Origin of the sequence: Heyndrickxia sp. MSNUG (genome assembly GCF_049532715.1) — a bacterium.
Taxonomy (GTDB): Bacteria; Bacillota; Bacilli; order Bacillales; family Cytobacillaceae; genus Mesobacillus.
The window spans coordinates 2,868,164-2,893,836 of sequence record NZ_CP150978.1; the positions used below are offsets into that span (position 1 = coordinate 2,868,164).

General features: G+C 39.9%; 24 protein-coding genes and 2 other annotated features. Of the genes, 3 read left to right on the top strand and 21 right to left on the bottom strand.

Annotation, left to right across the window (positions count from 1 at the left end; all coding sequences use genetic code 11):
- Positions 1-123: 123 nt before the first annotated feature.
- The 6 genes from AABM38_RS14340 to AABM38_RS14365 form a co-directional block, all read right to left on the bottom strand.
- The gene (locus tag AABM38_RS14340; protein ID WP_423407046.1) at positions 124-330 is read right to left on the bottom strand and encodes a DUF6501 family protein; all 207 of its coding nucleotides are present in this window, start codon (positions 328-330) and stop codon (positions 124-126) included.
- A 69-nt stretch (positions 331-399) separates the two neighbouring features.
- Positions 400-603: a hypothetical protein gene (locus AABM38_RS14345; protein ID WP_423407047.1), complete on the bottom strand. Its 204-nt coding sequence runs from the start codon at positions 601-603 to the stop codon at positions 400-402.
- A gap of 107 nt (positions 604-710) precedes the next feature.
- Positions 711-1,379, bottom strand: coding sequence for an SOS response-associated peptidase (locus AABM38_RS14350; RefSeq protein ID WP_423407048.1), 669 nt, complete (start codon positions 1,377-1,379; stop codon positions 711-713).
- Positions 1,380-1,546: 167 nt separating this feature from the next.
- A complete protein-coding gene (locus AABM38_RS14355) occupies positions 1,547-1,816 on the bottom strand; it encodes a hypothetical protein (protein WP_423407049.1) in 270 nt (89 codons plus the stop codon).
- Positions 1,817-2,216: 400 nt separating this feature from the next.
- Positions 2,217-3,857: an AMP-binding protein gene (locus tag AABM38_RS14360; RefSeq protein ID WP_423410745.1), complete on the bottom strand. Its 1,641-nt coding sequence runs from the start codon at positions 3,855-3,857 to the stop codon at positions 2,217-2,219.
- A 511-nt stretch (positions 3,858-4,368) separates the two neighbouring features.
- Positions 4,369-5,502 carry an MBL fold metallo-hydrolase gene (locus AABM38_RS14365; RefSeq protein WP_423407050.1) on the bottom strand — a complete coding sequence of 378 codons (1,134 nt, stop codon included), beginning with the start codon at positions 5,500-5,502 and terminating at the stop codon, positions 4,369-4,371.
- 578 nt (positions 5,503-6,080) lie between these two features.
- Between AABM38_RS14365 and sda the strand changes: the two genes are divergently transcribed.
- The gene (sda, locus tag AABM38_RS14370; protein ID WP_207499553.1) at positions 6,081-6,215 is read left to right on the top strand and encodes a sporulation histidine kinase inhibitor Sda; all 135 of its coding nucleotides are present in this window, start codon (positions 6,081-6,083) and stop codon (positions 6,213-6,215) included.
- Positions 6,216-6,282: 67 nt separating this feature from the next.
- Here the strand turns inward: sda and odhB are convergent, their stop codons facing one another.
- From odhB to AABM38_RS14395, 5 genes are all read right to left on the bottom strand, one after another.
- Positions 6,283-7,593: a 2-oxoglutarate dehydrogenase complex dihydrolipoyllysine-residue succinyltransferase gene (gene odhB / locus AABM38_RS14375; RefSeq protein ID WP_423407051.1), complete on the bottom strand. Its 1,311-nt coding sequence runs from the start codon at positions 7,591-7,593 to the stop codon at positions 6,283-6,285.
- Between the two features lies 1 nt (position 7,594).
- A complete protein-coding gene (sucA, locus tag AABM38_RS14380) occupies positions 7,595-10,351 on the bottom strand; it encodes a 2-oxoglutarate dehydrogenase E1 component (protein ID WP_423410746.1) in 2,757 nt (918 codons plus the stop codon).
- A gap of 378 nt (positions 10,352-10,729) precedes the next feature.
- Positions 10,730-10,966 (bottom strand): hypothetical protein, encoded by a 237-nt coding sequence (locus AABM38_RS14385; protein ID WP_423407052.1) that lies wholly within the window; start codon positions 10,964-10,966, stop codon positions 10,730-10,732.
- A 134-nt stretch (positions 10,967-11,100) separates the two neighbouring features.
- A complete protein-coding gene (mnmH, locus tag AABM38_RS14390) occupies positions 11,101-12,162 on the bottom strand; it encodes a tRNA 2-selenouridine(34) synthase MnmH (RefSeq protein WP_423407053.1) in 1,062 nt (353 codons plus the stop codon).
- 144 nt (positions 12,163-12,306) lie between these two features.
- The gene (locus AABM38_RS14395; protein ID WP_423407054.1) at positions 12,307-12,897 is read right to left on the bottom strand and encodes a hypothetical protein; all 591 of its coding nucleotides are present in this window, start codon (positions 12,895-12,897) and stop codon (positions 12,307-12,309) included.
- Between the two features lie 555 nt (positions 12,898-13,452).
- On the opposite strand from AABM38_RS14395, the gene AABM38_RS14400 reads away from it, so the two are divergent.
- Entirely contained in the window at positions 13,453-14,052 is a 600-nt protein-coding gene (locus tag AABM38_RS14400; RefSeq protein ID WP_423407055.1) for a methyltransferase domain-containing protein, read from the top strand.
- Positions 14,053-14,081: 29 nt separating this feature from the next.
- Here AABM38_RS14400 and trpA read toward each other — a convergent pair whose 3' ends face one another.
- The 8 genes from trpA to AABM38_RS14440 all read right to left on the bottom strand — a co-directional run bounded on the left by trpA (position 14,082) and on the right by AABM38_RS14440 (position 22,129).
- Positions 14,082-14,852, bottom strand: a complete 771-nt coding sequence (gene trpA / locus AABM38_RS14405; RefSeq protein ID WP_423407056.1) for a tryptophan synthase subunit alpha — start codon at positions 14,850-14,852, stop codon at positions 14,082-14,084.
- Entirely contained in the window at positions 14,824-16,056 is a 1,233-nt protein-coding gene (gene trpB / locus AABM38_RS14410; RefSeq protein WP_423407057.1) for a tryptophan synthase subunit beta, read from the bottom strand. The genes trpA and trpB overlap by 29 nt, the downstream gene beginning before the upstream one ends.
- 3 nt (positions 16,057-16,059) lie before the next feature.
- Positions 16,060-16,674 carry a phosphoribosylanthranilate isomerase gene (locus AABM38_RS14415; protein ID WP_423407058.1) on the bottom strand — a complete coding sequence of 205 codons (615 nt, stop codon included), beginning with the start codon at positions 16,672-16,674 and terminating at the stop codon, positions 16,060-16,062.
- A 1-nt stretch (position 16,675) separates the two neighbouring features.
- Positions 16,676-17,461 carry an indole-3-glycerol phosphate synthase TrpC gene (gene trpC, locus AABM38_RS14420; RefSeq protein ID WP_423407059.1) on the bottom strand — a complete coding sequence of 262 codons (786 nt, stop codon included), beginning with the start codon at positions 17,459-17,461 and terminating at the stop codon, positions 16,676-16,678.
- Positions 17,461-18,486, bottom strand: coding sequence for an anthranilate phosphoribosyltransferase (trpD, locus tag AABM38_RS14425; RefSeq protein ID WP_423407060.1), 1,026 nt, complete (start codon positions 18,484-18,486; stop codon positions 17,461-17,463). Before trpD ends, trpC begins: the two co-directional genes overlap by 1 nt.
- Positions 18,470-19,072, bottom strand: coding sequence for an anthranilate synthase component II (locus AABM38_RS14430; protein WP_423407061.1), 603 nt, complete (start codon positions 19,070-19,072; stop codon positions 18,470-18,472). The genes trpD and AABM38_RS14430 overlap by 17 nt, the downstream gene beginning before the upstream one ends.
- Positions 19,053-20,450: an anthranilate synthase component I gene (trpE, locus tag AABM38_RS14435; RefSeq protein WP_423407062.1), complete on the bottom strand. Its 1,398-nt coding sequence runs from the start codon at positions 20,448-20,450 to the stop codon at positions 19,053-19,055. The genes AABM38_RS14430 and trpE overlap by 20 nt, the downstream gene beginning before the upstream one ends.
- 206 nt (positions 20,451-20,656) lie before the next feature.
- Positions 20,657-20,913, bottom strand: a binding site (T-box leader).
- A gap of 264 nt (positions 20,914-21,177) precedes the next feature.
- Positions 21,178-21,428, bottom strand: a binding site (T-box leader).
- A 50-nt stretch (positions 21,429-21,478) separates the two neighbouring features.
- Positions 21,479-22,129 carry an MOSC domain-containing protein gene (locus AABM38_RS14440; protein ID WP_423407063.1) on the bottom strand — a complete coding sequence of 217 codons (651 nt, stop codon included), beginning with the start codon at positions 22,127-22,129 and terminating at the stop codon, positions 21,479-21,481.
- 145 nt (positions 22,130-22,274) lie between these two features.
- Here AABM38_RS14440 and AABM38_RS14445 point away from each other — a divergent pair, with 145 nt between their 5' ends.
- Positions 22,275-23,549: an MFS transporter gene (locus AABM38_RS14445; protein ID WP_423407064.1), complete on the top strand. Its 1,275-nt coding sequence runs from the start codon at positions 22,275-22,277 to the stop codon at positions 23,547-23,549.
- A gap of 31 nt (positions 23,550-23,580) precedes the next feature.
- Here the strand turns inward: AABM38_RS14445 and AABM38_RS14450 are convergent, their stop codons facing one another.
- Both AABM38_RS14450 and AABM38_RS14455 read right to left on the bottom strand, forming a co-directional pair.
- Entirely contained in the window at positions 23,581-24,351 is a 771-nt protein-coding gene (locus AABM38_RS14450) for an alpha/beta fold hydrolase (protein WP_423407065.1), read from the bottom strand.
- Between the two features lie 500 nt (positions 24,352-24,851).
- Positions 24,852-25,652, bottom strand: a complete 801-nt coding sequence (locus tag AABM38_RS14455; protein ID WP_423407066.1) for a DUF2935 domain-containing protein — start codon at positions 25,650-25,652, stop codon at positions 24,852-24,854.
- Between the last annotated feature and the right edge of the window lie 21 nt (positions 25,653-25,673).

A 25,673-nucleotide genomic window follows, 5' to 3' on the forward strand; every position in this document is an offset into this window, starting at 1 on the left:
ACAATATTTGGAAAAACTGAACACCAATAAGAGCTCTTGTTTACTTAATCCAAATAACTATAGGACAAGTTACGAAAACAACCTAAAAAAAGGCTGCCGCATTATCTGCGGCAGCCTTCCTTATTAGTTAATTTCTTCAAAATACTCTTTGTAGTAACCGCCTACTTTACCGGAGTTATCTACTATGAAATAAAATTCTTCTGTTTCATTTTTAACATCATACACTTTTCCATTAGTGAGCTTGTTATTAACAATGTATTTTTTTGCATCTGTATGAACGCATTTTAGTTTTTTGTTCGTTTCGCGTTCGTGCCAGTTCTGGTGAATCATTTGCTGCCACTTCCTTTACTTTATCTAATACTCTTTAGTATAAAGAAAAGGCAATCTATTTAGCAATAGTTAGCTTGCATTAGCTTCTTCACCCGCGAGTTGGAATCCGCGTATTTCTGATTGTTTAAAAGTAATAGTTTCACCCGTGATCACATTTTTTAAAGTTATATAACAAACATCACAAATAATATCTTTGCGAATATACTGTAAAAATGAGAAGCGCTCGTTATTATAAATCAATTCATAAAATCCGTTTTTTGTTAATCCGTTCATGTTAATCTCCTCTTTCCAGGATGTATTCATCTTGGTGTTGGCTGTGTCTTTATATACCACCATCCAAGCTTGTATTAAACATCCCAATAAAAAAAGATTATATTTCGCTAAAGACTGTTAAGCGGCAATATCAAATCCTCACCTTCGTTTTTAGCTGAATTTATTGCCGTAGATACTTCATAACCTTCCATCAATTCTGCCTGGTAAGGGACAAGTAATTTCTTCAGTTCATTTGTCTCCTCCATCGATCGGTCAAGCCACATATCCAGCCTGTCTTCAGGAAGGATGACGGGCATTCTGTCATGGACATTTCTCGTTACATCATTTGGAGTAGTTGTGATGATGGTGCAGGAGGTAATGTTCTTTCCATTTTTACTCCAATTTTCCCATAGCCCAGCCAAGGCAAATGGCTTCTTGTCTTTCATCCCAAATCGGAAGGGCTGTTTCTGGCTCCCTTCTTTTTTCCACTCGTAAAAACCATCAGTGAGAATAAGACAGCGTCTTTTTTTCAAAGCATTTTTGAAGCTTGCCTTTTCATCAACTGTTTCAGCTCGAGCATTTATCATTTTATATCCGATTTTTTCTTCCTCCGCCCAAAACGGAATGAAGCCCCATCTCATTTTCACACCTTCCCTGCCTTCTCCATTATGGAAAACAGTAAAAATATCCTGTCCGGGGGCAATGTTATATCGAGGTTCGAGATCCCCATAATATTCAAAGTTAAACTGTTCTTGCAGCGAATCAATGGATTCAAATAACGAAAACCTTCCACACATAATCGTTCCCTCCATCATTAACTTCCTTTTTGTATTATAATTCCCTTCCATATGAGGTAGTAACATCCGTTCTCATTCGAATAAATAACTCTAATATTTACTAAGAGAACTGACAGTTATATAGAGAAAAAAATAAGCCAGTGTTCCCTGGAGAACCACCGGCTTACTTATATATTTGTCGTATCCATTTTCTTTTTTGGCTTCATTCTTAAGGCTAAATTTATTGCCACAAGGATAGGAATAAGCGAAGCAATCGTAAAGCCAAGTGCATAGCCTGGGATGCTTTCAATTAGGACCCTCTCGCTGATGCTCATTCCCATAAAGCTTATTCCGATTCCATCACCATCTACGTGTTTGATAACGGTCCATAATTCAATCCCTTTTTCCAGGAATAATATGCTTAAGATTGACAGTACGATCACTATCAGCCACTTCATTTGAACATACCCCCATAGTCCTGCATTGAACTTCAAATTGCAGGTGTATACACTATATTATAGGGAGTAATATTGATAAATAATATATCAGCAGTGCAGTTGTAACAAAATGTTCAAAATGATATTTTTTATTTCGTAATTTCACAAAAAAATTTTGCAAATCAAATAAACATCATTAACAATGCATATATCAATACTTTAAATTTTCGGCTCTGTTAAACAAGGCTGTTGATTTTCGTTCCAGGCGCTTCGCTTTCCGCGGGGCTGGCGCTGAGCCTCCTCGTCGCTTTGCTCCTGCGGGGTCTCATCTGTCTAGCTTTAGCCCGCAGGAGTCTTCGCGCCTTCCACTACAATCAACAGGGTATAAAAATCAACATTCAGCTATAACAGAGCCAAATTTTTATATATTTTTAAGCTCCTGAACTACTTCCAAAGCCTGCTCCCTAAGCTTGAACTTCTGTATTTTCCCAGAAGCTGTCATCGGATAGCTTTGAGTGAACTCAAAGTATCTTGGAATTTTATATTTTGAGATTTTTCCCTGACAGTATTCTTTCATTTCAGAAGCGCTAGCCGTTTCGCCTTCTTTTAAAATTATCCAGGCCATGACTTCCTCACCATATACGCTATCCGGAATGCCTACAACCTGAACATCCAGCACCTTAGGGTGTGTGTAAAGGAATTCTTCAATTTCCCGAGGATAAATATTTTCTCCTCCCCTAATGATCATGTCTTTTAATCTTCCTGTAATCCTGCAATAGCCGTTTTCATCCATGACAGCTAAATCTCCTGTATGAAGCCAGCCTTCTTCATCGATCGCCTCTCTAGTTGCATCAGGATTCTTATAATACCCCTCCATAACAAGATATCCACGTGTGCAAAGTTCTCCCTGGACTCCCCGTGGCACTTCTTCCGTTGTACCAGGCTTAACAATCTTTGCTTCAACATGTGGCAAAGCCTTGCCGACTGTTTCCACTCTCAATTCGAGAGGATCGTTTGTTCTAGTCTGGGTTATAACCGGAGACGATTCGGTTTGTCCATAAGCGATTGTAATTTCTGTTGCTCCCATTTTTTCATTGACAGCTTTCATTACCTCAATAGGGCAATTAGATCCAGCCATAATACCTGTTCTTAATGTTGACAGATTATATTTATCAAAATCATTGTCATTCAATTCTGCGATGAACATGGTCGGCACACCGTGCAACGCTGTACACTTCTCTTTTTCTACCGTTTCAAGAACGACTTTAGGATTGAATTCCTGTACTGGCACCATTGTTGCCCCTACTGTGGCACAGGCAAGTGTCCCCATCACACAGCCAAAGCAATGGAAAAATGGCACTGGAATGCAGAGTCTGTCTTGATCTGTCAGTTTCATAGCTAACGCTACATTATAAGCGTTATTGACAATATTTCGGTGAGTCAGCATTACACCTTTAGGAAAGCCAGTTGTACCAGAAGTGTATTGCATATTAATTACTTCGCTTTGTTTTAGTGTTCCCATCCTTCTGTCAAGCTCGTCTTCTGAAACATCATCCGCCATGTCAAGGATATCCTGCCAGCTAAATGTCCCTGGAAAACGTTTATCACCCATCACAATGACATTTTTCAGGAATGGAAGTCTGCCGCTTTCAAGCTTGCCTGGCTCGCTTGTTTTAAGCTCTGGAACAATTTCATACAACATTTCAATATATGAAGCATCTTTAAAGTGTTCCATTAAAATAATTGTAGTAGAATCGGATTGCCTTAAAAGGTACTCAAGCTCAGCAGTCCGATAATTGGTGTTTACAGTTACAAGAACAGCGCCCATTTTTCCAGTGGCGAACTGGGTTACCACCCATTCAGGAGTATTCGAGGACCATACTGATACATTTTCTCCCTTTTGCACACCCAGCTTCATCAATCCTCTGGCCGCTTTCCTGCTAAGACGATTAAATTCTGAATAACTCATTCTCAGGTTTCGGTCAGCATAAACAACAGCTTCATGATCAGGATAGCTTTTGGCCTGAACCTCTAATAATTCACCAATAGTGTATGGCAGCAAACTTTCCATCTTTAAACCTCCTAATTAAGATAGATATGTAAACGTTTACTATAAACTATAACACATATGTTTGAATATTCGATATTTTAAAAATATATTCCTTCCTCTTTCATAAAAACAATAAAAAAAGCAGGGATTTTTCCTGCTTCGAATCAATATCATGCCAAATATATGTTATTCCTGTACCCTTGCCTCTTAAAAAATAATAGAGCCACTTTTGAGGATTATGACTTTTGAAGCTTCATTAAAATAATTTTGATATCAAGTAAATGACTCCTGCCAGGAGCCAAACGTACGTAGCTGGTCATATTGGAGGAAAACCGGAAAACTTGCCTGTTTCCTCTTTAGCTTTAGCTGTACGCTTTGATCCGATGCCTCAGGATCCGCCTGCACAATGATTATTTTTAGTTTTTTCTTCCATCACTTTCACCTCATTAGTTTTTATGTTCTCACCATCATTTATCAAGATAGATAAGAAGAGGAAAGCGCTGCTCTCCTCTTCTTATCTCTATTAGTGTGTGTGATGAACTGCACAGCGATTTGGCCCGATTTCCAGTTCCATCGCTTCATCTGCAGTAACATCTTTTACCCCGCGGTTGATTGCGACAATATCTTCAAAATTTGGAGGTGTATCACTCGATGCCGATTGTGCAACGTGGTCGACAAATTCTTCAATTGTCTTGCCTTCCATCATTTCATTTTGATTTCGGATTAACCCTAACTGACTTCCAATGAAACCATCATCATTGACTTCACCATCGAAGTCAGCATAATGCCCTGGCAATACGATTACATCATCAGCAATTTGAGAAACCTTGCTATATACAGTATCGTATAGGTCCTTTGCCCATTCTGCTGCTTTACCGCCTAAATCAGGGCGGCCGAGTCCGTTTACAAAAATAGTATCTCCTGAGAAAAGAAGCTTATTATTCACAAAAAACGAAACACTGCCAGGGGTATGACCAGGAGTCTTAACAGCTAATACTTCAAGGCTAATACTGTCGAATTCAATTTTATCATGTTGCTCTAAAGCTTCAAAGTTAAATACAGCGCCTTCACTCTTCATAAGGTAATATTTTGCCCCTGTCAATTCAGCTAGCTGCTTTCCGCCAGACAAGTGATCAGCATGCAAATGTGAATCAACAATGTGAGTAATTTTTACGTTTTCCCTTTCAGCCACTTCAGTATACCTGTCTGTGAATCTTGAAGGATCAACGACAAGTGCTTCATTATCGGATAAAACCATATATGATAAGCAGCCCTTGCCAACACGAATGAATTGCATTACCTTGATTTGATCATCCTTATAAACTTCGACAGGATATAAATATTCACTCCATGATTTCATTCCGCCTGAAAGATAAGAAACAACAAATCCTGCATCGGAGAGCATTTCAGCTACCATTACGGAAGATCCTTCCTTTGCGCAAATGACAACTATGTCTTTATCCTTTGGAAGCTGGTTAACAACTTCATCCACACCGTCAATCAATTCAAAATAAGGAATATTTAAATATTGAATGTTACTTCCTTCAACCTTCCAGTCCTCAAAATCCTTTTCATTTCTTACATCAAAAATAAAGAATTCCTTTTGGTTAACAACCCACTCATTTAATTTTTCTGCTGTAATTGCTTGCATACCCATTGATATTCCTCCCTGAATAACTTTTCATATTATTTATGTGTCGGGTATTCATTCCTCAACGGAATACCCTTATGGGTATATAATAAATCAATGATATTTAAAATGCAAACTTTTTTTTATTAATAATGTGGTGATGATGAATTTAAGTGTTTTTGTAAACTTAGTTCCTGTCACACTCGATTTACAAACTCTATTGGAATGATGCAGATGATGGGAGTCACCTCCGAAGTTGATATTGGTTGTTACTTCGTGCGTCGGTATATTGGAGGAAGCCATTCATTATCCTTCTGAATAAACAGGTCGGTGGAGACCTAAGTAAAATGATTCTTATTAGGTTTCATTTCCACTTCGCTGGCATTACTGCCACCGAGGAGACCACAGGCCGCACGCACAGAGCAAGTGTCTGAAGCGGAATAAACAGTTAAGATTAACGGCGCCTATTTATGAAAAAATAAATGAAAAATTTACTAAAAAAAAATCTTCATTATGGGTTTTCAAATCCTTAATAAACCATTACAATGAATGAAACTATATATATAGTTTGAAAATTCAATCCATTCTACCGAGGAGGAATGCAAATGAAAATTATGAGCAATGAACAATTGGTGGTCTCGTATCGTGATGCATTAAAGTCGGAAAGTGATAAAGAATGGGCAAAGATTTTAAAAGTAGAAATTTCCAAAAGAGGTCTGAAACCGTTTAAGAACCGTTGATTGAAACATGAAGCCAGAAGACAATAGTAAAAAAATCACTGCCGTGTATCCACGGCAGTGATTTTTTTTATCCTTGCAAAAGCAATGATTCTGGATCTTCCATCAGATCTTTTATTCGTTTTAAGAATGTCACTGCTTCTTTGCCGTCGACAATTCTGTGGTCATAGGACAAAGCAATATACATCATTGGCCTGTTTTCCATTCTCTCTTTATCAATCGCTACTGGGCGCAGCTGAATTGTATGCATGCCAAGGATTCCTACCTGAGGCCCATTGATGATTGGTGTAGAAAGCAGTGAACCAAAAACTCCACCATTGGTGATTGTAAAAGTACCACCCTGGAGATCTTTTAAGGAGAGTTTGTTTGTCCGAGCTTTTTCAGCCAATTCGTTTATATCTCTCTCGATCTCTGCAAAATTCTTTCTGTCAGCGTCCCTGATTACCGGAACAACCAGGCCTTCATCTGCAGCGACAGCGACACCGATATCATAGAACTTTTTCAGGACAATTTCATCACCCTGAATCTCAGCATTTAAATATGGTGTTTTCTTGAGGGCTGCTACGACTGCCTTTGTGAAGAATGACATAAAGCCTAAGCGTACATCATTTTCTTCATAAAAGCGGTCTTTCCATTTCTTCCTTAATTCCATGACAGCGGTCATGTCCACCTCATTGAAAGTAGTCAGCATCGCAGCTGTTTGCTGAACCTCGACCAGTCTATTGGCAATTGTCTGGCGCCTTCTTGACATTCTGATTCTTTCCACAGACTTACTATCTTCGGAATTGACTGGTACTGTTTGTTTTACATTGTCCGGCTTTTTGACTTCGGTTTTTTGCTCAACAGTTTGTCCCGCTTTATAGGAATCCACATCCTGTTTCCGGACTCTTCCAAGTGGATCTTTTGAATGAACCTGGCTTAAATCAATTCCTTTTTCCCTAGCTAGCTTCCTTGCAGCCGGTGAAGCAATGATTCTTTCACTGACTCCGTCAGCTGCTTCTTTATCCTGGCTTTCTGAAGCTTTGTCACTATGTGACCCTTCAGATGGAGCTTCGCTGCTGGCAGCAGATTCATCAGGAGATTCCGCTTGCTTTCCTGTTTCAGCTTTTTGCCCACCATTCGACTTTTCCTCACTATCCGTGCTGCCTGCTTCACTAACAACCGCGATTGTCTCCCCAACCTTAACCGTGTCCCCTTCTTCAGCCAGGAGATCAGTTAAAACGCCATCATAATCTGAGATGATTTCTACATTAACCTTATCAGTTTCCAATTCAACAATATATTCACCTTTTTGAACTTGATCACCCTTCTTTTTTAACCATTGGGCAATCGTTCCCTCTGAAATTGATTCTGCTAATTCAGGAACTTTAATGTCTGCCATTTTAAATTCCTCCTCCATTCGTCCTTGTCAATGCATCGTTCACAATTCTTGCCTGCTCTAGCTTATGAATATTTGGATCCCCTTCAGCAGGACTGGAACGTCTTCTGCGTCCTATATAAGAAACGGTTATTCCATTTGGTGCTGCCTCATTTATTCTTGGTTCAACGAATGTCCAGGCTCCCATATTTTTTGGTTCTTCCTGGACCCAGAAAATCTCTTCAAGATTTGGGTAGAGTTTTAGTTTTTCTTTTAGCGAATCCATCGGGAAAGGATATATTTCTTCGATTCTTAATACATGCAGCCAATTATGATTTGCTTGATCAATTTTCTCCGCAAGATCAATGCTTACTTTGCCAGTGCACAATACAACTCTCTTGATTAGGTCAGGATTTTCTCCAAGCCCTGGCTGTTCATAAATGGACATAAAGCTGCCTTCACTTAATTGTTCGGGAGATGCTGCAACTAATGGATTTCTTAACAAACTCTTCGGAGTCATCAAGACAAGCGGACGGACTGCCTCTTGCTTTAAGATTGCAGCTTGTCTCCTTAGAATATGAAAATACTGTGCTGCAGAAGATAGGTTTGCAACTGTCCAGTTATTCTCCGCTGCAAGCGTTAAGAAGCGTTCAACTCTGCCGCTTGAGTGCTCAGGTCCCTGTCCTTCATATCCATGCGGCAGAAGCATGACAAGCCCGGATTTTTGTCCCCATTTAGCTCGGCCAGCGGCTACAAATTGATCAAATAGTACCTGAGCCGCATTTGCAAAATCACCATATTGTGCTTCCCATAGTACAAGCGTTTCAGGAGCAAAGACGTTATAGCCATATTCAAAACCGACAACAGCCGCTTCTGATAAAGGACTATTGTGAACTGAAAAGGATGCCTTTGCGTCAGGCAGATTATGGAGGGGAGAAAACTGCTCTCCCGTTTCACTGTCATGTAAAACCAGATTTCTTTGGGCGAATGTTCCACGTTCAGAGTCCTGGCCAGTCAGCCTTACTGGAGTTCCATCTTCAACTATAGAAGCAAAGGCCAGCGTTTCTGCAAGTCCCCAATCAATTTTTCCATTTTCTGATAAAGCATCTTTCCTGCGCTGTAAAATTTTCTCAAGCTTATTGAAGACATTAAATCCTTTCGGCCATTTCAGCAGTTCTTCATTAATTTTCCTTAATGAATCCAATGGCACGCTTGTATCAATCTGTGGAATTCCCATTTCAATCACTTCAGGGATATCAGGTTCAGCCCGGACTTCCTGCTCTTTTTTCGGAACCTTTTCATATGCGCCAGACAGCTTAGCTGAGATACTTTTCTCAATATCTGAGTATCTCTGTTCTGACAAAACACCTTCCTGTAAAAGTTTATCACCATAAAGTGTTTTAACTGTATGATGATTGTTAACAAGCTTATACATAGCAGGATTTGTCGTCATCGGTTCATCCATTTCGTTATGTCCGAAACGGCGATAACCAATCAAATCGATTAAAAAGTCCTTACCGAACGTTGCACGATATTCAAATGCTAGACGTGCTGCCATTATACATGCTTCTGGATCGTCGGCGTTTACATGGATGATTGGAATTTCGTATCCTTTAGCAAGATCACTTGCATAACGCGTAGAACGGGAGTCCATGGATTCTGTTGTAAAACCAATCGTATTATTGGCAATCACATGGATGGTTCCTCCTGTTTTGTAACCATTCAGGCGGCTTAAATTTAACGTTTCTGCGACAATTCCTTGTCCCGGAAACGCTGCATCACCATGGATAAGGATTGCAAGTGCTTTTACAGGATTATATTGCGCATACCCCCGCAGGCTCCGGTCATCCTGGGCTGCTCTCGTAAATCCTTCAACTACTGCCCCTGCAAATTCAAGGTGGCTTGGATTATTAGCTAATGTCAGCCTTGCATTAGCAGTACTTTCCGATTTAATTTTCCGGTCAAGTCCGAGATGGTATTTAACATCACCAGTCCAGCCAAAATTGATTCCAATCGAACCTTCTGAAGGGACTAGCTCTTTATTAGGTGCATGCTGGAATTCTGCAAAGATCATCTCATATGGCTTGCCTAATACATGGGCAAGAACATTTAATCTACCTCGGTGTGCCATTCCAATGTTAATGGTTTCCACTCCATTGTTAACTGCATCCGCTACCACTTCGTCAAGAAGCGGCACAATTGCATCCAAACCTTCAATCGAAAATCTCTTCTGTCCTACAAAAGTGCGATGCAGGAATTTTTCAAAGCTCTCTACTTCTGTTAAACGCTCAAACAGACCGATTTTTCTGTTGTTTTCAAGATTAGGAATTAATTGTCCCGATTCAACCTTCTGCCTCAGCCAATCTTTTTCCGTCATTTCATTAACATGATGGAATTCATAGGCGATTGTGTGGGAATATACTTTTCTTAAGTGATCAAATGCTTCTAAGCCATTTTTAATACCTTCTGGTGCATTTGGACATATAAGGCTTACAGGGATGTTCAGCAAATCAGATTCTGTTAAACCCCACTTTTCCAGATCATTTAGCTTAGTATCGTTTGTATTAAAAGGCAATGGATAAATCTTTGCGTATAAATGTCCGTATGACCGGATATAATCAGCATATCTTAGGGCATTAGCAATTGTTGCTGGTGAAATCACTTCATTACCTGAGGTAATAGATACAGATGGTTTTGTTGAATGAGCGGACTCTCGGTTAACATGCTGATCAAAATATTCTCTTATTTCCGGCTCTACTGATGTGGGATCGTCAAGGAACATTTCATATAGTTCCTCAACATACCCCTGGTTGGGACCATAAAATCCTGGCCATTCTGATCCATTGCCGGCAATTGGCTTCGTCAAAATAAAACCCCCTTACCAAATCTAAAGTCATTTAATTAGCCATTTTCCAATCGAAAACAGCGTTTAATTATCTGTTACCCTGAGCAATCTAAAAATAACGGTAAATTCCAAGAATCATATTATTATTCAGATTATAAAACGGTTACAATATTATTTTAACATGATACTTCCATTTAACCAAAGGTTTTGACTACCATAATAGTGAAAACTAGATCTCTGATTAATGCTATAGTAAAAAAGTTTCAGAAGTGAAATTGGGACAAAAAAAAAACCGGTTAATCCGGTTTTTGTCCATTAAAGGCTCATTAGGGTCACATACATGTTTTTAGGGGCAAATAAATTGTTCCGTTTTTCAATTTGGTTTGCTGCAATCAGCTCGCTTGAATCCACTGGCAATTCTGTATGAACGCACGTTATAGATTTTTGGAATCTTGTTCCAGCATTAAAAATATCCACTCCGTCATTTGTAGTGAATCCCACATTCTCTTCATAAAGTGATAAGCGGTGATAGCCATTTTTCGATTCGCTCATACATCCTCCTCCTATTTCTTATTCTCCTTCTTAACAATATATTAATTATTCAGATTTTTTAGTGTTTAATGACAAAATAAAGGGAAAGCACCGTTAAAATGCTCTCCCTTTTACATATCCTTTTTTTAAAGAATCTAAACCGCTGTCGAATCAGAAAATCGAATTTGCAAAGTTTTTTCCAGTTCCGCAATTGCAGCTGGATCGTCCCCATCAAGTTCTATAAATGACCCATTATATTCCTGCAGCGCATGTTCATATCTCGGATCATAGTAGTGTACAAGCAGGATTTCTATTAATTCCTTATATTCCCGATGTATGAGCGCACTTTCTAGTGAGGCAGCAATATCCTGTTTTCTGATTCTCTTAAGAAGTTTAGAGACTTTTTCATTTACTTCTGTTTCAAACCATTCCTGTTCCTTGAATGGCAATACATACTCATTAAAGATCCTTTCCACTCTTTTCGGAATTGAACTCTTGATTAGGAAGTGGATACCATTCACCTTTTTTTCCAGAAGTTCATCCGGCTGGGCGGCACGGCCGATTCTTTTGCTTTCTGCCTCAATTATAAAATATTCTGAGCCCTTTATTTCATTCAACCGATCGAAAAGAAGCGCATCGAAGGTCTTTTGGTTATGGCCTTCTCCCATGCCAATCATCCCAAAAATTGAACCACGATGATTAGCCATTTTTTCCAAATCAACTACTGGAAAGCCTTTCTTCTGCAGAGTGTGTAAAATCTCCGTTTTCCCCGTCCCAGTCATGCCATGCAAAACAACTGCTTTTTCAGGGAGCAGCTTTGGGGTTTGTTCTAAAATATACTCCCTATAAGCTTTGTATCCACCCTCAAGACGGAATGATGGAATCCCTGCGTATTCCAAAAACGAGGCAACGGACCGGCTTCTCATCCCGCCTCTCCAGCAATGAACCACAGGTTCAGCCCCAGTTTTCTTAAGGTCCTTTATATCACTGAGCAATTGGGGCAGTTTCGGTGAAACAATTTCCATCGCTCGCCACTTTGCAGCTTCTTCCCCTAATTGTTTATATATTGTTCCTATTTCTTTTCTTTCTTCATTGGAAAACAACGGGATATTGACCGACCCAGGAATGGCTGATTCATGGTGTTCTATTGGTGCCCTTACATCTACTGGGATAAATTGATTTGAGTTTAAAAATTCTTGTACTGATATGTCCTTCATTATTCTGCTTGACCTCCATGGTCGAAAAGTGAAACCGCCATCTTCCTATTTTATCGAAAATGGGCCTGATTTTCACTTTTAATATCTTGTATTCTCTTTATCCTACCATATTTGAGGCAGAAATAAAAAAAAGACCACATAGCATCAAGCATGCGGTCCACACGGGAATTCTTTGCCAATCAAAGTGCTGATTGCGCGGCAGAAGTCTATCCATTCCTTTGGGAAAGAATCAATTCCGCCACTTTCATACTTATTTCCCCTAGTTTCAAGTTTTACAGACCAGGTTGTTCCATCAACAATAATTCCCTCTGCCTGGTAATCTTCCTGCCATTCCCAGCAATTAAATGAGTATAGCTGCTTTTTGAAGTGCTCCACGCTTCCAGGCTGGGGTGCAATAAATGAATCTTGGGAAAGGGAATCCAAATGCCATTCAAAATAAGTGAAACTATTCTTTCTAAAATCCACTTTTATTCTCCGCTCGGGACCCGGATATCCATACAGAACGACAGTCAGCATTAACGGCTCACGTTCAGGCCTTATTGATACGATGCCATCCTTCAGTGAAAATATCTCTTTATTTTTACTGATCAACGATCTTATAAATGCTTGCTCAACAATTTGCTCTTCTGTCCGTAGATAACTTGTTTGCTGTTCTATCATTTCCTTGTAAATGACAGGAATTGTCGCAGTTCCCATCTTTACTAGTATATCGAAAATTGCTTCATAGATTTTCATCTCTTTCATCTTCCTTTATGAACAAATAAATGTTTATTGCAAAAAACTAAATCTATTGTTAATAAATTTCTTTTTAATGCCTTATTTTCGAATTCCATAAATTAAGTATAAACAACAATCACTTTTTTTTACTGTAACAAATCTTACTGTTCAAATAATTACTCCTTTTTGCTTTATTAAAAAGCCAACTGTGGTTCTTGCAAACTTCACTAAAACTACACATTGCGGTTATTTCCTCATGATCAGCACCGAAAAGCGGTCTCATCAGTGGGAAAATCTAAGGACCGGCTTATAAAAGTATTTGACAAAAAAGGTCAGGATTTGCAACTTCCGGCAGCAACTTGTTTTATTTTGTCTTATCCTGCGCTTTCCCGAGAAATAATTCCTAAAATAACTGAATATTCCCATAAAAAAACTAATACTTTTATAAGGTCACGGATTAAGGGAAAAGTATAGGCAACAAAAGGTTTTGAAATCAAGAAAAAAGGAATAAATGATAAAGTAAGCTTTTTATAACGGTAGAACCATGATATTAAACATACAGGAGTGTACACAATGATCGATTCAATGGCGAAGCAATTTGAAAAACCTAAAGGCTTACTTGGCAAGCTTGCAGGAACAATCATGTACTTTGAGAACCGTAAAATAAATAGATGGAGTATTAAGAATCTGCAGATTCAAAAAAGAGACCGTATTCTTGAGATAGGTTACGGTCCAGGATACGGAATCAAAACAATGCTAAAAGAATACCCTTTAATCGAGGTAGATGGCATTGACCTATCAGAAAAAATGCTAGAGGAAGCATCAAAAAGAAACCAGAAATGGATCCAAACTGGAAAGTTAAAACTTGCAAAGGGTGATATAGTCAGTTTCCAGCCAGAACAGCATTACACCAAAATACTCTCTGTTAATAACTATCCATTATGGGATCAGCCTCTTCAATCTTTAAACCACATTCATACCTTAATTGATAAAGGCGGGAAAATCGTGCTCACGGTCCAGCCCAGAGAAGAGGGTTCAACAGATCATACAGCTAGAAAGCTTGGTGAGAAAATCAAGCAAGACTTGCTTCAATCTGGTTTCAAGCATCCTGTAGTTTCGTATAAAAAAGTTAGGCCTGTCCTCACAGTATGTGTTACAGCAGATAAGGAATAGCCGCTGTCTTCGGACAGCGGCTATCGTTTCTATTTATTCACCATTTCAGCAGCATGGATTAAATTTTGAATCTCTTCATATTTCTCTTGTTCAAAAAGATCAATCACTTTACTGCCAACGATTACCCCATCGCAATACTTGCACACTTCTTGTATCTGCTCTTTATTAGATACTCCGAATCCCGCCAAAACAGGTACTGAACTCAGACTTTTAACTGTTTTTAGGAATCCAGCAAGATTGCTGCTGAATTCATTCCGTGTACCGGTTGTTCCTGTCACGGTAACAGCATAGATGAACCCTTCAGACTTTCCCGCAATCTCCCTTATTCTTTCAATTGGAGTAGTTAATGTTACCAATCTAATAAGTGTGAGACTTTCTTTATCCAGAAAGGGCACAATTAATGCTTCCTCTTCAATAGGCAGATCAGGAATAATGCAGCCGGCAACGCCTGCTTTTTGAGCATCATCAGCAAATTGTTCATAGCCGTAAGCGATGAGCGGATTTAAATAGGTCATCAAGATGAGCGGAACACTTACTTCGTCTTTATATGTTTTAAGAGTATTCAAGACTTTCTTTAATGTCGTTCCTTCCTTTAATGCACGGATACCTGCTCTTTGTATGGTCGGCCCATCCGCAACAGGGTCAGAAAACGGAATGCCTATTTCAATCGCATCTGCACCGCTATCCTGTAAGAACAATAATTTCTCCCTTAGGCTTTCCAGCCCACCATCGCCTGCCATTATATATGGAACAAATACTTTTTTCCCTTTATTAGTAAGAGCTGTTTGAATTTGATCCATTACTTACTCCCCCTGCTCTATCCTGAATTGTATGAACATCTTTATCACCGCGGCCTGACAAACAAACAACCACGCTCTTGTTTTCGTTCAGATCACCTGCGAGCTTCACAGCGTATGCCACCGCATGCGCACTCTCTAGGGCAGGAATGATTCCTTCAAGTCTTGATAGAAGTTTGAATGCATTAAGTGCTTCTACATCTGTGACAGCCTCGTACTTTACTCTGTTTATATCATGCAAATAGCTATGTTCAGGTCCGATTCCTGGATAATCCAAACCAGCCGATATCGAATGGGCTTCTTGTATTTGTCCATCTTCATCCTGCAAAAGATACATCATCGCACCATGCAGTACACCAGGATTTCCTTTTGCAAGCGAGGCAGCGTGTTTTTCTGTAGTCAATCCCAATCCAGCTGCCTCAACTCCAAAGATACTCACAGTTTCATCTTTTAAGAAGGGATAGAACATCCCAATCGAATTACTACCGCCACCAATACATGCTACCAGCGCATCGGGCAGTTTCCCTTCTCGCTCCAAAAACTGCTGCTTTGTTTCTCTTCCTATTACACTCTGAAAATCACGAACCATCATTGGGAATGGATGTGGCCCCATCACAGAACCAAGGATGTAATGGGTGTCCCGGACGTTTGATACCCAATAGCGCAGGGCTTCATTCACTGCATCTTTTAAAGTACCGCTGCCAGCGTCTACGCTGACAACTTTGGCCCCTAGAAGTTCCATCCTAAAAACGTTTAGCTGCTGCCGCTTAATATCCTCTTTCCCCATAAAAATCACACATTCAAGATTCATCAATGCACATACTGTTGCGGTCGCAACACCATGCTGTCCAGCTCCTGTTTCAGCAACAATTTTTCTCTTTCCCATTCTTACAGCCAATAATGCCTGACCAACGGTGTTATTAATCTTATGAGCCCCTGTATGGTTCAGGTCTTCCCTTTTTAGATAGATTTTTGCCCCTCCAGCATGTTTGGTGAGGTTTTCAGCAAAAAATAACGGAGTCTCCCTTCCGACATAATCTCTCATTAGCTGATTCAATTCGACACGAAAACTCTCATCTTCTTTAGCCCGATTATATTCTTGTTCTAGTTCTAACACTGCTTGCATCAGCGTCTCAGGAACAAATCTTCCGCCATATTTTCCAAAATGACCTTTTTCATCTGGCATACTATAAGTACTTATCTCCATTCCTTATTCCTCCTCTATTCCTTTTGCTTTATTTATAAAATCCTTGATTTTTGACAAATCTTTTTGCCCATCCGTTTCCACACCACTGCTTACATCGACCATAAAAGGCTGGATTTTGCTAATCGCTGCTTGAACATTGTCACCATTGAGGCCACCCGCAAGGATTACATTTTGCTGGAAGGCTCCTATCCCTTCTGCAAGGTTCCAATTGAAACTCATGCCATTTCCTCCATGAAACTTTTCAGGCGGGCTGTCCAGCAGCACAAAATTTGCCTTTAATTTCTTAACCCTTGTTAATTCCTCGCCTGGTGAAACTGAAACAGATCTAATAATCGGTAAATCGATATTTTCATAAGCCTCCATTTGCTCTTCACCATGAAGCTGAATATGTGTCAGGCCTGCTGTCTTTGCTGTTTGCACGATTGTTTCAGCATCTTCATTCACAAAGACCCCAACTTTCCAGACAGATGCCGGAAGTTCATTAATAATTTCCTTAGCATCCATTACAGGAATTTGCCTTTTACTTTTGGCAAAAACAAACCCAATAGCATCTGCTCCATGCTCTACAGCAAATTTAGCTGCTTCCTGACTTTTAATTCCACAAATCTTCACCTTCATATCAATAGCCTCCGATAGGAACCTTGAATTCCATAAAAGTCCGCTCAACATCAAGTGATTTCATGAATGTCTCGCCTACCAATACTCCGTTCGCACCTGCTATTGCAGCTGTTTGGACATCCTCTCTTGTTTTCATGCCACTCTCACTGATCAAAAATGCACCCGACTTCTTAACAAGTGGTCCCAATTTCATTGTCGCTTCAAGGTTGACTTGAAAGGTTTTTAAATCACGATTGTTTATGCCAATCAGGGGTGCATTCAATTCAACCGCTTTTTCAAGATCTTTTTCATCATGAATTTCCACCAGGCATTCCAACCCTACAGATGATGCATACCCATGCAGCAGACCCAATTCTTCTTTACAAAGAGCAGCAGCTATCAGCAATATCACATCTGCACCTGAATACCTGGCAAGATCGATTTGGAACTTATCGATGATAAAATCCTTGCATAGTATCGGAATGTCAACTGCCTCTCGTACTTTTTTGAGATCAGAAAAAGTACCTTTAAAGCCGATTTCATCCGTTAAGACGGAAATTGCCGAGGCACCCGCCCCTGCATAAAGCTTTGCTTGCTCTGCCGGCATCAGCTGAAGATTAATGTCTCCTTTCGAAGGAGACGCCCTCTTGAATTCAGAAATAATGGCTACTTCCTCTGTGTTGCTTAACTTCTCTATAAGGGATCGTGGTTTAAAGAAGGGTTGATGTAATTCGTGCTTAGATAATTTACGTTCTTCTACTTCTATTCTTTTTCGCTCGATAATTCTCTCGAGAATTGTGCCCTCCATTATCCCACCGCCTTTCTTGTTCTGTTGCTTAGCGCTTTTAAATTCTCAAGCTTTGCCAGCGCTCTTCCCGAATCAATACTTTCTGCCGCAAGGGCAATTCCCTCTAATATGGAATCAGCCTTGCCTGCTGTAAAAATTCCAATTCCAGCATTCAAAAGCACGGTATCTCGCTGAGGACCTTTTCTGCCTTTTAAAATCCTCGTTAATATTTCTGCATTTTCCCCGGCATCGCCGCCGAGTATATGGGTGTTGTCATAAACCCGCATACCTAATTCCTCAGGATGGAGCTTCAGCCTTTTCAGTTTCCCATCAGCTAATATAACGAGTTCGTTTTCTCCCGCCAGCGAAGCTTCGTCCATTTGACCTGCTCCATTTATAACAACAGCTCTCTTCCTGCCAAGATTGGCAAGGACTTGAGCAAATTGATCAAGCAAATCTCTCCTATAGATTCCAAGCATCTGATAATCCAGGTTAACTGGATTCGTGAGAGGTCCAATGAGATTGAAAATTGTTGGGATTTTCAATTCTCTTCGCACCTTCATAATTTGCTTTAATTTTGGATGGATATGGGGAGCGAAAAGAAATGCTATACCGTTAGCTTCTAAAATTTCTTCAATTAATTCTGTATCTAAGTCAAGACGAATTCCGAGTTCTTCCAGTACATCAGCACTGCCAGTTTTACTCGAAACACTCCTATTTCCATGTTTAGCAACCGTAACTCCTGCACCGGCAATCACAAACGCTGACGTTGTACTGATATTGAAGCTTTTTGATCCATCCCCCCCAGTCCCACAGTTATCAAGGACACCTGGAAGGTTCTTAGTGAAATTCATAGAATGTTTTATGATTTCTTTAACAAGTCCCGAAATCTCATCGGCAGTTTCCCCTTTTGCCTTCAACCCCGTTAGGAAAGCAGCAATTTCACTATCACTAATGTCTTGTGTGAAAAATTCCTGAACAGCAGCTTCCATTTCATTTTCTGCTAGCGATTTTTTTCCGAGTAACTTTTCAAGATAAAATTTCATATACCTTTTTCCCCTTTCTGATTTCATCTAGGAAATTCTTTAGAATTTTTTTACCGCTTTTCGTTCCTATCGATTCAGGATGGAATTGCAGACCAAACAGCGGATACCGTTTATGCTTGATTGCCATGATTTCGCGATCATCCATTGATTCTGCAAGAACCTCAAAATCTTCAGGCAACGTTTCACGATCAATTACAAGAGAGTGATATCTCATTACCTCGATATACTGATGCAATGAACTGAACAGGATCGATTCATTATGTTTGATTTTTGATACTTTGCCATGCATGATTTTATTCGCCCTGATCACTGACCCTCCAAATGCATATCCAATTGCCTGATGGCCGAGACAAATACCAAGAATGGGGATTTCCGGAGCGAATCTTCTTATCACTTCTACACATATCCCAGCTTGTTCTGGCCTTCCAGGACCTGGGGATAGAACGATGCCATCCGGAGCCATTTGCTCGATTTGGGTAAGGGATATTTTGTCATTCCTAACAGTTGTTACGTCCCAGCCGTGTTCACTTAAATATTGATAAAGATTAAAGGTAAAAGAATCATAATTATCTATTAGCAGAATCATTTGCTGCCTCCAAAAGAGCTTTTAATTTGTGATTCGTTTCTTCAAATTCTTTCTGTGGATCAGAGTCATAAACGATTCCGGCTCCAGCCTGGAAATATCCCAAGCCATCCTTGACAACCATCGTTCTGATTGCAAGGGCAAAGTCCATGCTTCCACAGGCAGAAAAATATCCTATCGCGCCTGAATAGACTCCTCTTTTCTCACTTTCAAGCTTGTTGATAATTTGCATAGCACGTATTTTTGGTGCTCCAGATACCGTTCCAGCCGGGAGACAGGAGGCAAGTGCTTCAATCGGATGGATTGAGTCAAGCAATTTACCTCGCACTTCTGAAACAAGATGCATCACAAACTGAAACCTTTCGACATCCATAAATTTTTTAATCTCTATACTGCCTATTTCGCATACTCTCCCCAAGTCATTCCTGGCAAGATCTACAAGCATTTTGTGCTCTGCCAGCTCTTTTTCATCATTCTGTAATTCAGACTCTAAAGTTTCATCTTCTTCGAATGAAGTCCCTCTCGGTCTCGTGCCAGCTATTGGATTGGTTAATATGGTTCCTGAATGATACTTCACCAGGCTTTCAGGGGAAGACCCAGCCACTGCGTAATCATTAAAGTCTAAAAAATACATATATGGTGATGGATTATTGACTCGTAATCTCCGGTAAAAGTTAAATGGGTCCCCTTCTGCTTTTGCAATCAGCCTACGCGATAATACAACCTGAAATATTTCACCTGCTTCAATTAGTTCCTTAGCCATTGCAACCAATTCTGTAAATTCTTCCTTCGACTTTGAAAATTTGAAATCAGTTACGGAATAATACCCTTCCGTTGATATTTTTGCTGGTGTATGAATCTCCTCTCTTCGCTTTTTAAGCCTATAAACGAGATCTTCTGTTGATTGATTAGAGATGGGAATACCAATTAGATATAATTTTTGTTTTAAATGATCGCACACGATAACGTGATCAAAAATCATTAGATGGGCATCAGGCATCCCAATCGTGTCTTCCTGCAACGTCCCAATATCCTCATAATTCCTTATGAAATCATAGCCAATAAATCCAACACCGCCTCCGATAAATGGTATATCCAATTTGTTCTCAATTTGAGGCACATATTGCTGTAGAGCTTCGGTAAAACTCCCTATTTCTTGAATATTGCCTTTCTCGTTTTTAACAATTGTTTTCCCGTTCGTGCTGATTAGCTCAAAAACGGGGTTGCTGCCAATAAATGAGAACCGTCCTGATTCTTCATGTTTATGAGAACTCTCCAATAGAAACTTTTTGTTGCCGGAAATTCTTTGGTATAAAGAAATTGGCGTTACTGTATCTCCTTCAAGCTCTTCTATCATCAGTTCATGGGTTTGTATGTTCATTGATATCCTCCTTTTGGAAATAGCTCTGTTTAAGCTGGAATGTAGATATTTAATACCCTGTTGATGTAGTGGAAGGCACGCAGACTCCTTCTGGTTCAGCTCCAGCCCCGCGGAAAGCGAAGCGCCTGGGACGAAAATCAACAGCCTTGTTTAGCAGAGCCTTGAAAATAAAAAAGTCCCCTATACATGCACAAATATTGTGCTGTATAGAGGACGATTACGATTGGACCGCGGTGCCACCTCATATTGGAGCAGATAAAGCTCCCTCTCTTCAGGTACAGGAAAAATCAAATGGATTTTCGGTATACCCTATCCTTTTAACGGCGGAATCCCGGGCAGCCCTACTGCATTTCAAGCTGCCTCTCGCAAGGCCATTCGGCAGGGATGTTCGCGCCGGTTCTCACCATACCCAGCTCTCTGTACCGAAAATCCTCTGCTTACTCTTCTTGCTCATCGAGTTAATAATATTAAGTTTTATAAAAGCTATTTCACATTCGTTTATTCTTGGAATTTCACGCACTTTTTTTAGATTGGTGCTTCTTTGAAAAATTTCTTTGGAACACCTTTTTATTCTTAAGAGAGCCTATACATTTTGCTCGTTTAGTACCACCAAGAACCGTTTTTTCTTGGTTACGTTCTATGTGCGCCTCAACCTTCCCAATGAAAAACTCTAAATCATTGACGATAAAAGATGAATCAAAACAAAAAGGGTCCCCCGCCTTATATAAATAAGGACGAGAGACCCGTGGTGCCACCTTGTTTAGCCGAAATTCGGCTCACTTAACAGCATCGAGCATGAAAGAATGCTTAATGCCTGCCTTTTGTAACGATAAGGCCTTTTCGCCAAAGCCTACTGCCCGATGGGGTTCGGTTTGGAAGCTCGGAAGTCCATTCGCTGTAACAGCCACGCTGATTCTCACCACCCATCAGCTCTCTGAAGTACCCGTTTCAGTTACTACTCTTCGTCAACGCTATACGTTATATTGTTTTTTATAATAAAACGATTAATTCTAAAAGTCAAATAAAATTTATTTTTTTCGATTTTTCTGTTTTAAGAGTCCTTGGAGATTTTGTTTCCAATCCTCCGCCAATTCATTAACCTCCAGTAATTTTCCAAATGCATCATAATCGTTTTTTTGATGAAAGAATAATTCATTTGCACGTAAAACAGAGAAGCTATTTTGCTTTCTCTCCAGCAGGTTAATTCCTGAATCGGAATAAACCACCCCTTCTTCAAGCACCCTAAAGAAATAGCCTGTATAACAAGTTTCGACAACCCTTTTTAACAGCTGATGGGTGTCATTGTTTTTCGAAATTTTAGAGCATGGGATTCTACCTTGAGAAATCTGCACAATCGCGTCTCCAAGACGATAAATATCTCCAATATATACATCAGCTTCTTTCATTCCTGGAGCTGTAATATTTTCGCCAAAAGAGGGGGCATTGAGGTCCTTGCCAAATTCAAGTGACCACTGAGAATAATGCTCTACAGGGTAAAAACAAACAGCTCTGTCTGGTCCCCCGTGATATTCTGTAGCTGCAACTCCATCTCCTTGAAGTGCCTCAATAGAAAGGAAGGCTTCGGACACTCCTTTTTTTGCGATTGCTGACTGTTCCTGTGTACCATTCCAGTTCTTTACCTCTGGCAAACCAACATTTAAAAATAAAATCTGAGCCATTCTCCTGTATCCTCCTCGTAGTCATTCATTCATTTTATCGTTTTCCACCAAATTTTACTATTAGGTTTTACCATAAAAAAACATCTGTTTTTCCCCTCACAAAAGCTCACACTAAAAATAGTTTGAAAAAAGGCAGGTTTCGGACATGAATTATATTGAAAACTTGTTTCCAAAATCTGAAGGAATCCAGGGTAAGAAAGAAAAGGATTCCGAAAAGGATAATGTTAATAACCAGAAGTGGGCCATCATTTCAATCTCATCTATTCCATTAGTCATGACACTTGGAAATTCAATGCTTATACCCGTACTTCCAGTTATGGAACGTAAAATGGGGATTTCCGCATTTCAGTCTTCTTTAATCATAACCGTATACTCCATTGTAGCAATCTTTCTAATTCCAATTGCGGGTTACCTGTCAGATCATATTGGCAGAAAAAAAGTAATCATTCCGAGTCTTATCATTACTGGAATTGGCGGTCTTATCTCAGGATGGGCTGCATGGAAAATGAATGACGGTTATTGGATTGTTCTTATTGGCAGAGCGCTGCAGGGTGTTGGTGCAGCAGGGGCATTCCCGATTGTTTTGCCATTGGTAGGAGACATGTTTAAGAATGATGACGAGGTAAGTGGCGTACTAGGTGAAATAGAAACAGCCAATACACTTGGTAAGGTTCTAAGTCCAGTCTTAGGCTCCTTCCTGGCTGGGTTTATCTGGTTCCTTCCGTTTTTATCCATACCAGTTTTTTGTGCGATTTCCATTGTCATGATGATTTTTATGGTAAGGAGCCCTAAAAAGAAAGAAAAACCTTTGCCTTTTAAAGACTTTTTAAAGAAAGTCAAATTGATCTTTACCGAAAATGGCCGTTGGCTTTACGCCATCTTTTTTATTGGCGTCATTGTTATGTTTGTACTATTCGGGGTATTGTTTTATCTTTCAGATATTCTGGAAAACAAGTATGGAATCAAGGATCTGCGAAAAGGTTTGCTATTGGCACTGCCCTTAGGCGCCCTTTGCCTGTCTTCCTTTATAACAGGGAAGAAAATCAAAAAAAATATGGTCTTGATGAAATGGATTACATTCAGCAGTTTAGTTATATTAGGAATTGCCATTGCCCTTTTGAGCTTTTCGAAGGAGCTATGGTTCATCATTACAATGTTTCTGATTGCTGGAATAGGAATCGGCGCAAGCCTCCCTCCTTTAGATGCGCTCATAACTGAAAGTATTGAGAAAGAGGAGCGGGGAACTATTACATCCATCTACAGTTCAATGAGATTTATTGGGGTTGCAGCTGGTCCTCCTGTTATTGCATTATTAATGAAAAATTCAAGTAAAATCATCTTCATTTTGTTAACAACGTTGAGCATCGCAGCTGCATTAGCAACGTTCATCGCAATTAAACCCGATAAAAAGGGAGCGTAAAGTAAACGCATTGGGCTGGCTCCAATGCGTTTTATCTTTGCAACTTGAGGTTATCCAAAAAATTAGCTATTTCGCTGTTAAATTCAAGCCATTTTTTCACGGGAACCTGATGTGAAACTTTCCGGATCAAAACAGTCTTAAATTCGGCCAATACCCTCTCATAAGTACGGAGATGCTGGTTTATAAAATCCCTTGAACCGTAGATCAGCAACAAAGGAACAGATAAGCCCTTTAACCGCTCTAAGCACGAGTAGTTCAGAGATTCTTGATAAAAATGAAACCACGTGCCGCGGTTGGTTTTCAACATATGATTAATCAATTCTAAACGATATTCTTGCTCATGGGTGTGCGCAGTGGCTATTACCTTTGCCAGGATATTAGGTGAATTTTTAACAAAAAACATACCCATTAAATGTTCATATTTTAGAGCAGGCGATTCCACCTTTGCAAATCCACCTGAAAGAATTACTGCAGCAGTCCGGACAGGATAGGTCAATGCAAATTCCTGTGCGATGCTTCCTCCTGATGAATAACCGCAAAGTACGACCTTTTCAACACCTAAACTATTTATAAGGTGCAGGATTTCGTCCGCGTATTTCTTTATACTCACTGAACTTGAAAGGGCTGTGGAATCGCCATGTCCGCTCAAGTCAGGCAAAATCACTCGATACTTATTACTCAATGCTTTTTGGAAACGAAACACTTTTCTTCCCATACCAGGCGGATGCAAAAAAATAATCGGCACTCCAGCACCAATATCCTCGAAAAAAAGATCGCCATAAACTAATTGACATTTTGGCAACCACAATCAACTCCTTCTGCATTTATCCTCTTATGTTAAGGCAAGTTTAGTATTGCCAATTCACAAACCGACTCATGCAAAAGAACGTTCTTACCGTGACATTGCCTTTCCGGTATGGTATTCTTTTATTAATAAATGGATAAAAAACTGCCAGTGTTGGCCCACCGGCAGTTTTGCAATAGCCTTTCCCATGGAGGATCGGCCATAGTACTAGCTGGACCTCTCCCTCAGTATAAGATCAAGGGAGGTCTATTTTTTTTGGCTAAATGTTAATATTGCGAGGACAAGACTGGCAAAGGTGAACATAGCCATAAAGGTCTCGAACAGCGTCAAAGGCATCACCCCCTTTCAGCGGGGCTAGCCGACCACCCTTGAGATCCGACTATTGCCATTTAAGTATAACATAACCTTGTCCAAAATAAGAACACCTGTTCTATTTTTAGGAAAATTAGGGCTAAGATACTAGATGTTACCTTCATAAGATCTAGTATCCCCCCTAGTTATTCCGCTTTTATTCTGGGTTTTCCCGGATCACAATCAGGCATCTGCAAAGAGGATGCTTCCCCAACTTTTGTTAAGTAATAGCATTCCTCCCTGAACATATGGTCAGCCATTAATGGAGCAAAGCTGCCTAAAGCCTGCTCAGTCAGTTCAAGTTCTTTTAACTCATCCAAAAATTTCATGAACAGCTGAAGTTCCAATGTAACGTCTGCATTCATTTTTTGAAGGGCAGGAAATGCTGTTAAATTCGTGCGCAGATAACCTGTCATTTCCACTGCCTTCAAATAAAAATCTTCAAAATGCTTCATGTATTTTTCACTTCTTGCCTTTAATCGCTTTTCAACCTGATCGAGATTACTCTGAATGGCTCCCGCATGACCTGCGGCGTCCAGCAGCCAGACGGTATGATGGTGAAGTTCATGAAAAATAGGAGGTATCTGACCCTTTTTCAAGTATTCTAGTACTCTAATATATTCTTCGACCTCATTCACCATATGATTGACAAAAGTAGGCCCAAAATGAATTTTCACATTGCCTGTGAGCATTTTTGCGATTAATTCCAGTTTGAATTCTCGGATTTTCTTTGCCTCTTCATCTGCCCTCATACTCAAATGGACCAGATCTGTAGTCTCAATCCTTCCTAAAAGCCGGTCAAAAGCATTAATGAAATAGTGCGCGATCTCTATCTCTTCCTTTTCAACAGGCGCTAGTGCAGCGTGTAAAAATCTCGCATGGTCACCAAGTACCTGGAGCCAGAATCGATGTTCAAATAGAGCAGCTTCCTTAAAGTCTTGAACCATTCCACCTACTCCCTTCTCAGT

Coding starts and splice junctions, on each gene's coding strand:
- AABM38_RS14340 (WP_423407046.1), bottom strand. CDS start 330: ATGATTCACCAGAACTGGCACGAACGCGAAACGAACAAAAAACTAAAA.
- AABM38_RS14345 (WP_423407047.1), bottom strand. CDS start 603: ATGAACGGATTAACAAAAAACGGATTTTATGAATTGATTTATAATAAC.
- AABM38_RS14350 (WP_423407048.1), bottom strand. CDS start 1,379: ATGTGTGGAAGGTTTTCGTTATTTGAATCCATTGATTCGCTGCAAGAA.
- AABM38_RS14355 (WP_423407049.1), bottom strand. CDS start 1,816: ATGAAGTGGCTGATAGTGATCGTACTGTCAATCTTAAGCATATTATTC.
- AABM38_RS14365 (WP_423407050.1), bottom strand. CDS start 5,502: ATGGGTATGCAAGCAATTACAGCAGAAAAATTAAATGAGTGGGTTGTT.
- sda (WP_207499553.1), top strand. CDS start 6,081: ATGAAAATTATGAGCAATGAACAATTGGTGGTCTCGTATCGTGATGCA.
- odhB (WP_423407051.1), bottom strand. CDS start 7,593: ATGGCAGACATTAAAGTTCCTGAATTAGCAGAATCAATTTCAGAGGGA.
- sucA (WP_423410746.1), bottom strand. CDS start 10,351: ATGTTCCTTGACGATCCCACATCAGTAGAGCCGGAAATAAGAGAATAT.
- AABM38_RS14385 (WP_423407052.1), bottom strand. CDS start 10,966: ATGAGCGAATCGAAAAATGGCTATCACCGCTTATCACTTTATGAAGAG.
- mnmH (WP_423407053.1), bottom strand. CDS start 12,162: ATGAAGGACATATCAGTACAAGAATTTTTAAACTCAAATCAATTTATC.
- AABM38_RS14395 (WP_423407054.1), bottom strand. CDS start 12,897: ATGAAAATCTATGAAGCAATTTTCGATATACTAGTAAAGATGGGAACT.
- AABM38_RS14400 (WP_423407055.1), top strand. CDS start 13,453: ATGATCGATTCAATGGCGAAGCAATTTGAAAAACCTAAAGGCTTACTT.
- trpA (WP_423407056.1), bottom strand. CDS start 14,852: ATGGATCAAATTCAAACAGCTCTTACTAATAAAGGGAAAAAAGTATTT.
- trpB (WP_423407057.1), bottom strand. CDS start 16,056: ATGGAGATAAGTACTTATAGTATGCCAGATGAAAAAGGTCATTTTGGA.
- AABM38_RS14415 (WP_423407058.1), bottom strand. CDS start 16,674: ATGAAGGTGAAGATTTGTGGAATTAAAAGTCAGGAAGCAGCTAAATTT.
- trpC (WP_423407059.1), bottom strand. CDS start 17,461: ATGGAGGGCACAATTCTCGAGAGAATTATCGAGCGAAAAAGAATAGAA.
- trpD (WP_423407060.1), bottom strand. CDS start 18,486: ATGAAATTTTATCTTGAAAAGTTACTCGGAAAAAAATCGCTAGCAGAA.
- AABM38_RS14430 (WP_423407061.1), bottom strand. CDS start 19,072: ATGATTCTGCTAATAGATAATTATGATTCTTTTACCTTTAATCTTTAT.
- trpE (WP_423407062.1), bottom strand. CDS start 20,450: ATGAACATACAAACCCATGAACTGATGATAGAAGAGCTTGAAGGAGAT.
- AABM38_RS14440 (WP_423407063.1), bottom strand. CDS start 22,129: ATGGCTCAGATTTTATTTTTAAATGTTGGTTTGCCAGAGGTAAAGAAC.
- AABM38_RS14445 (WP_423407064.1), top strand. CDS start 22,275: ATGAATTATATTGAAAACTTGTTTCCAAAATCTGAAGGAATCCAGGGT.
- AABM38_RS14455 (WP_423407066.1), bottom strand. CDS start 25,652: ATGGTTCAAGACTTTAAGGAAGCTGCTCTATTTGAACATCGATTCTGG.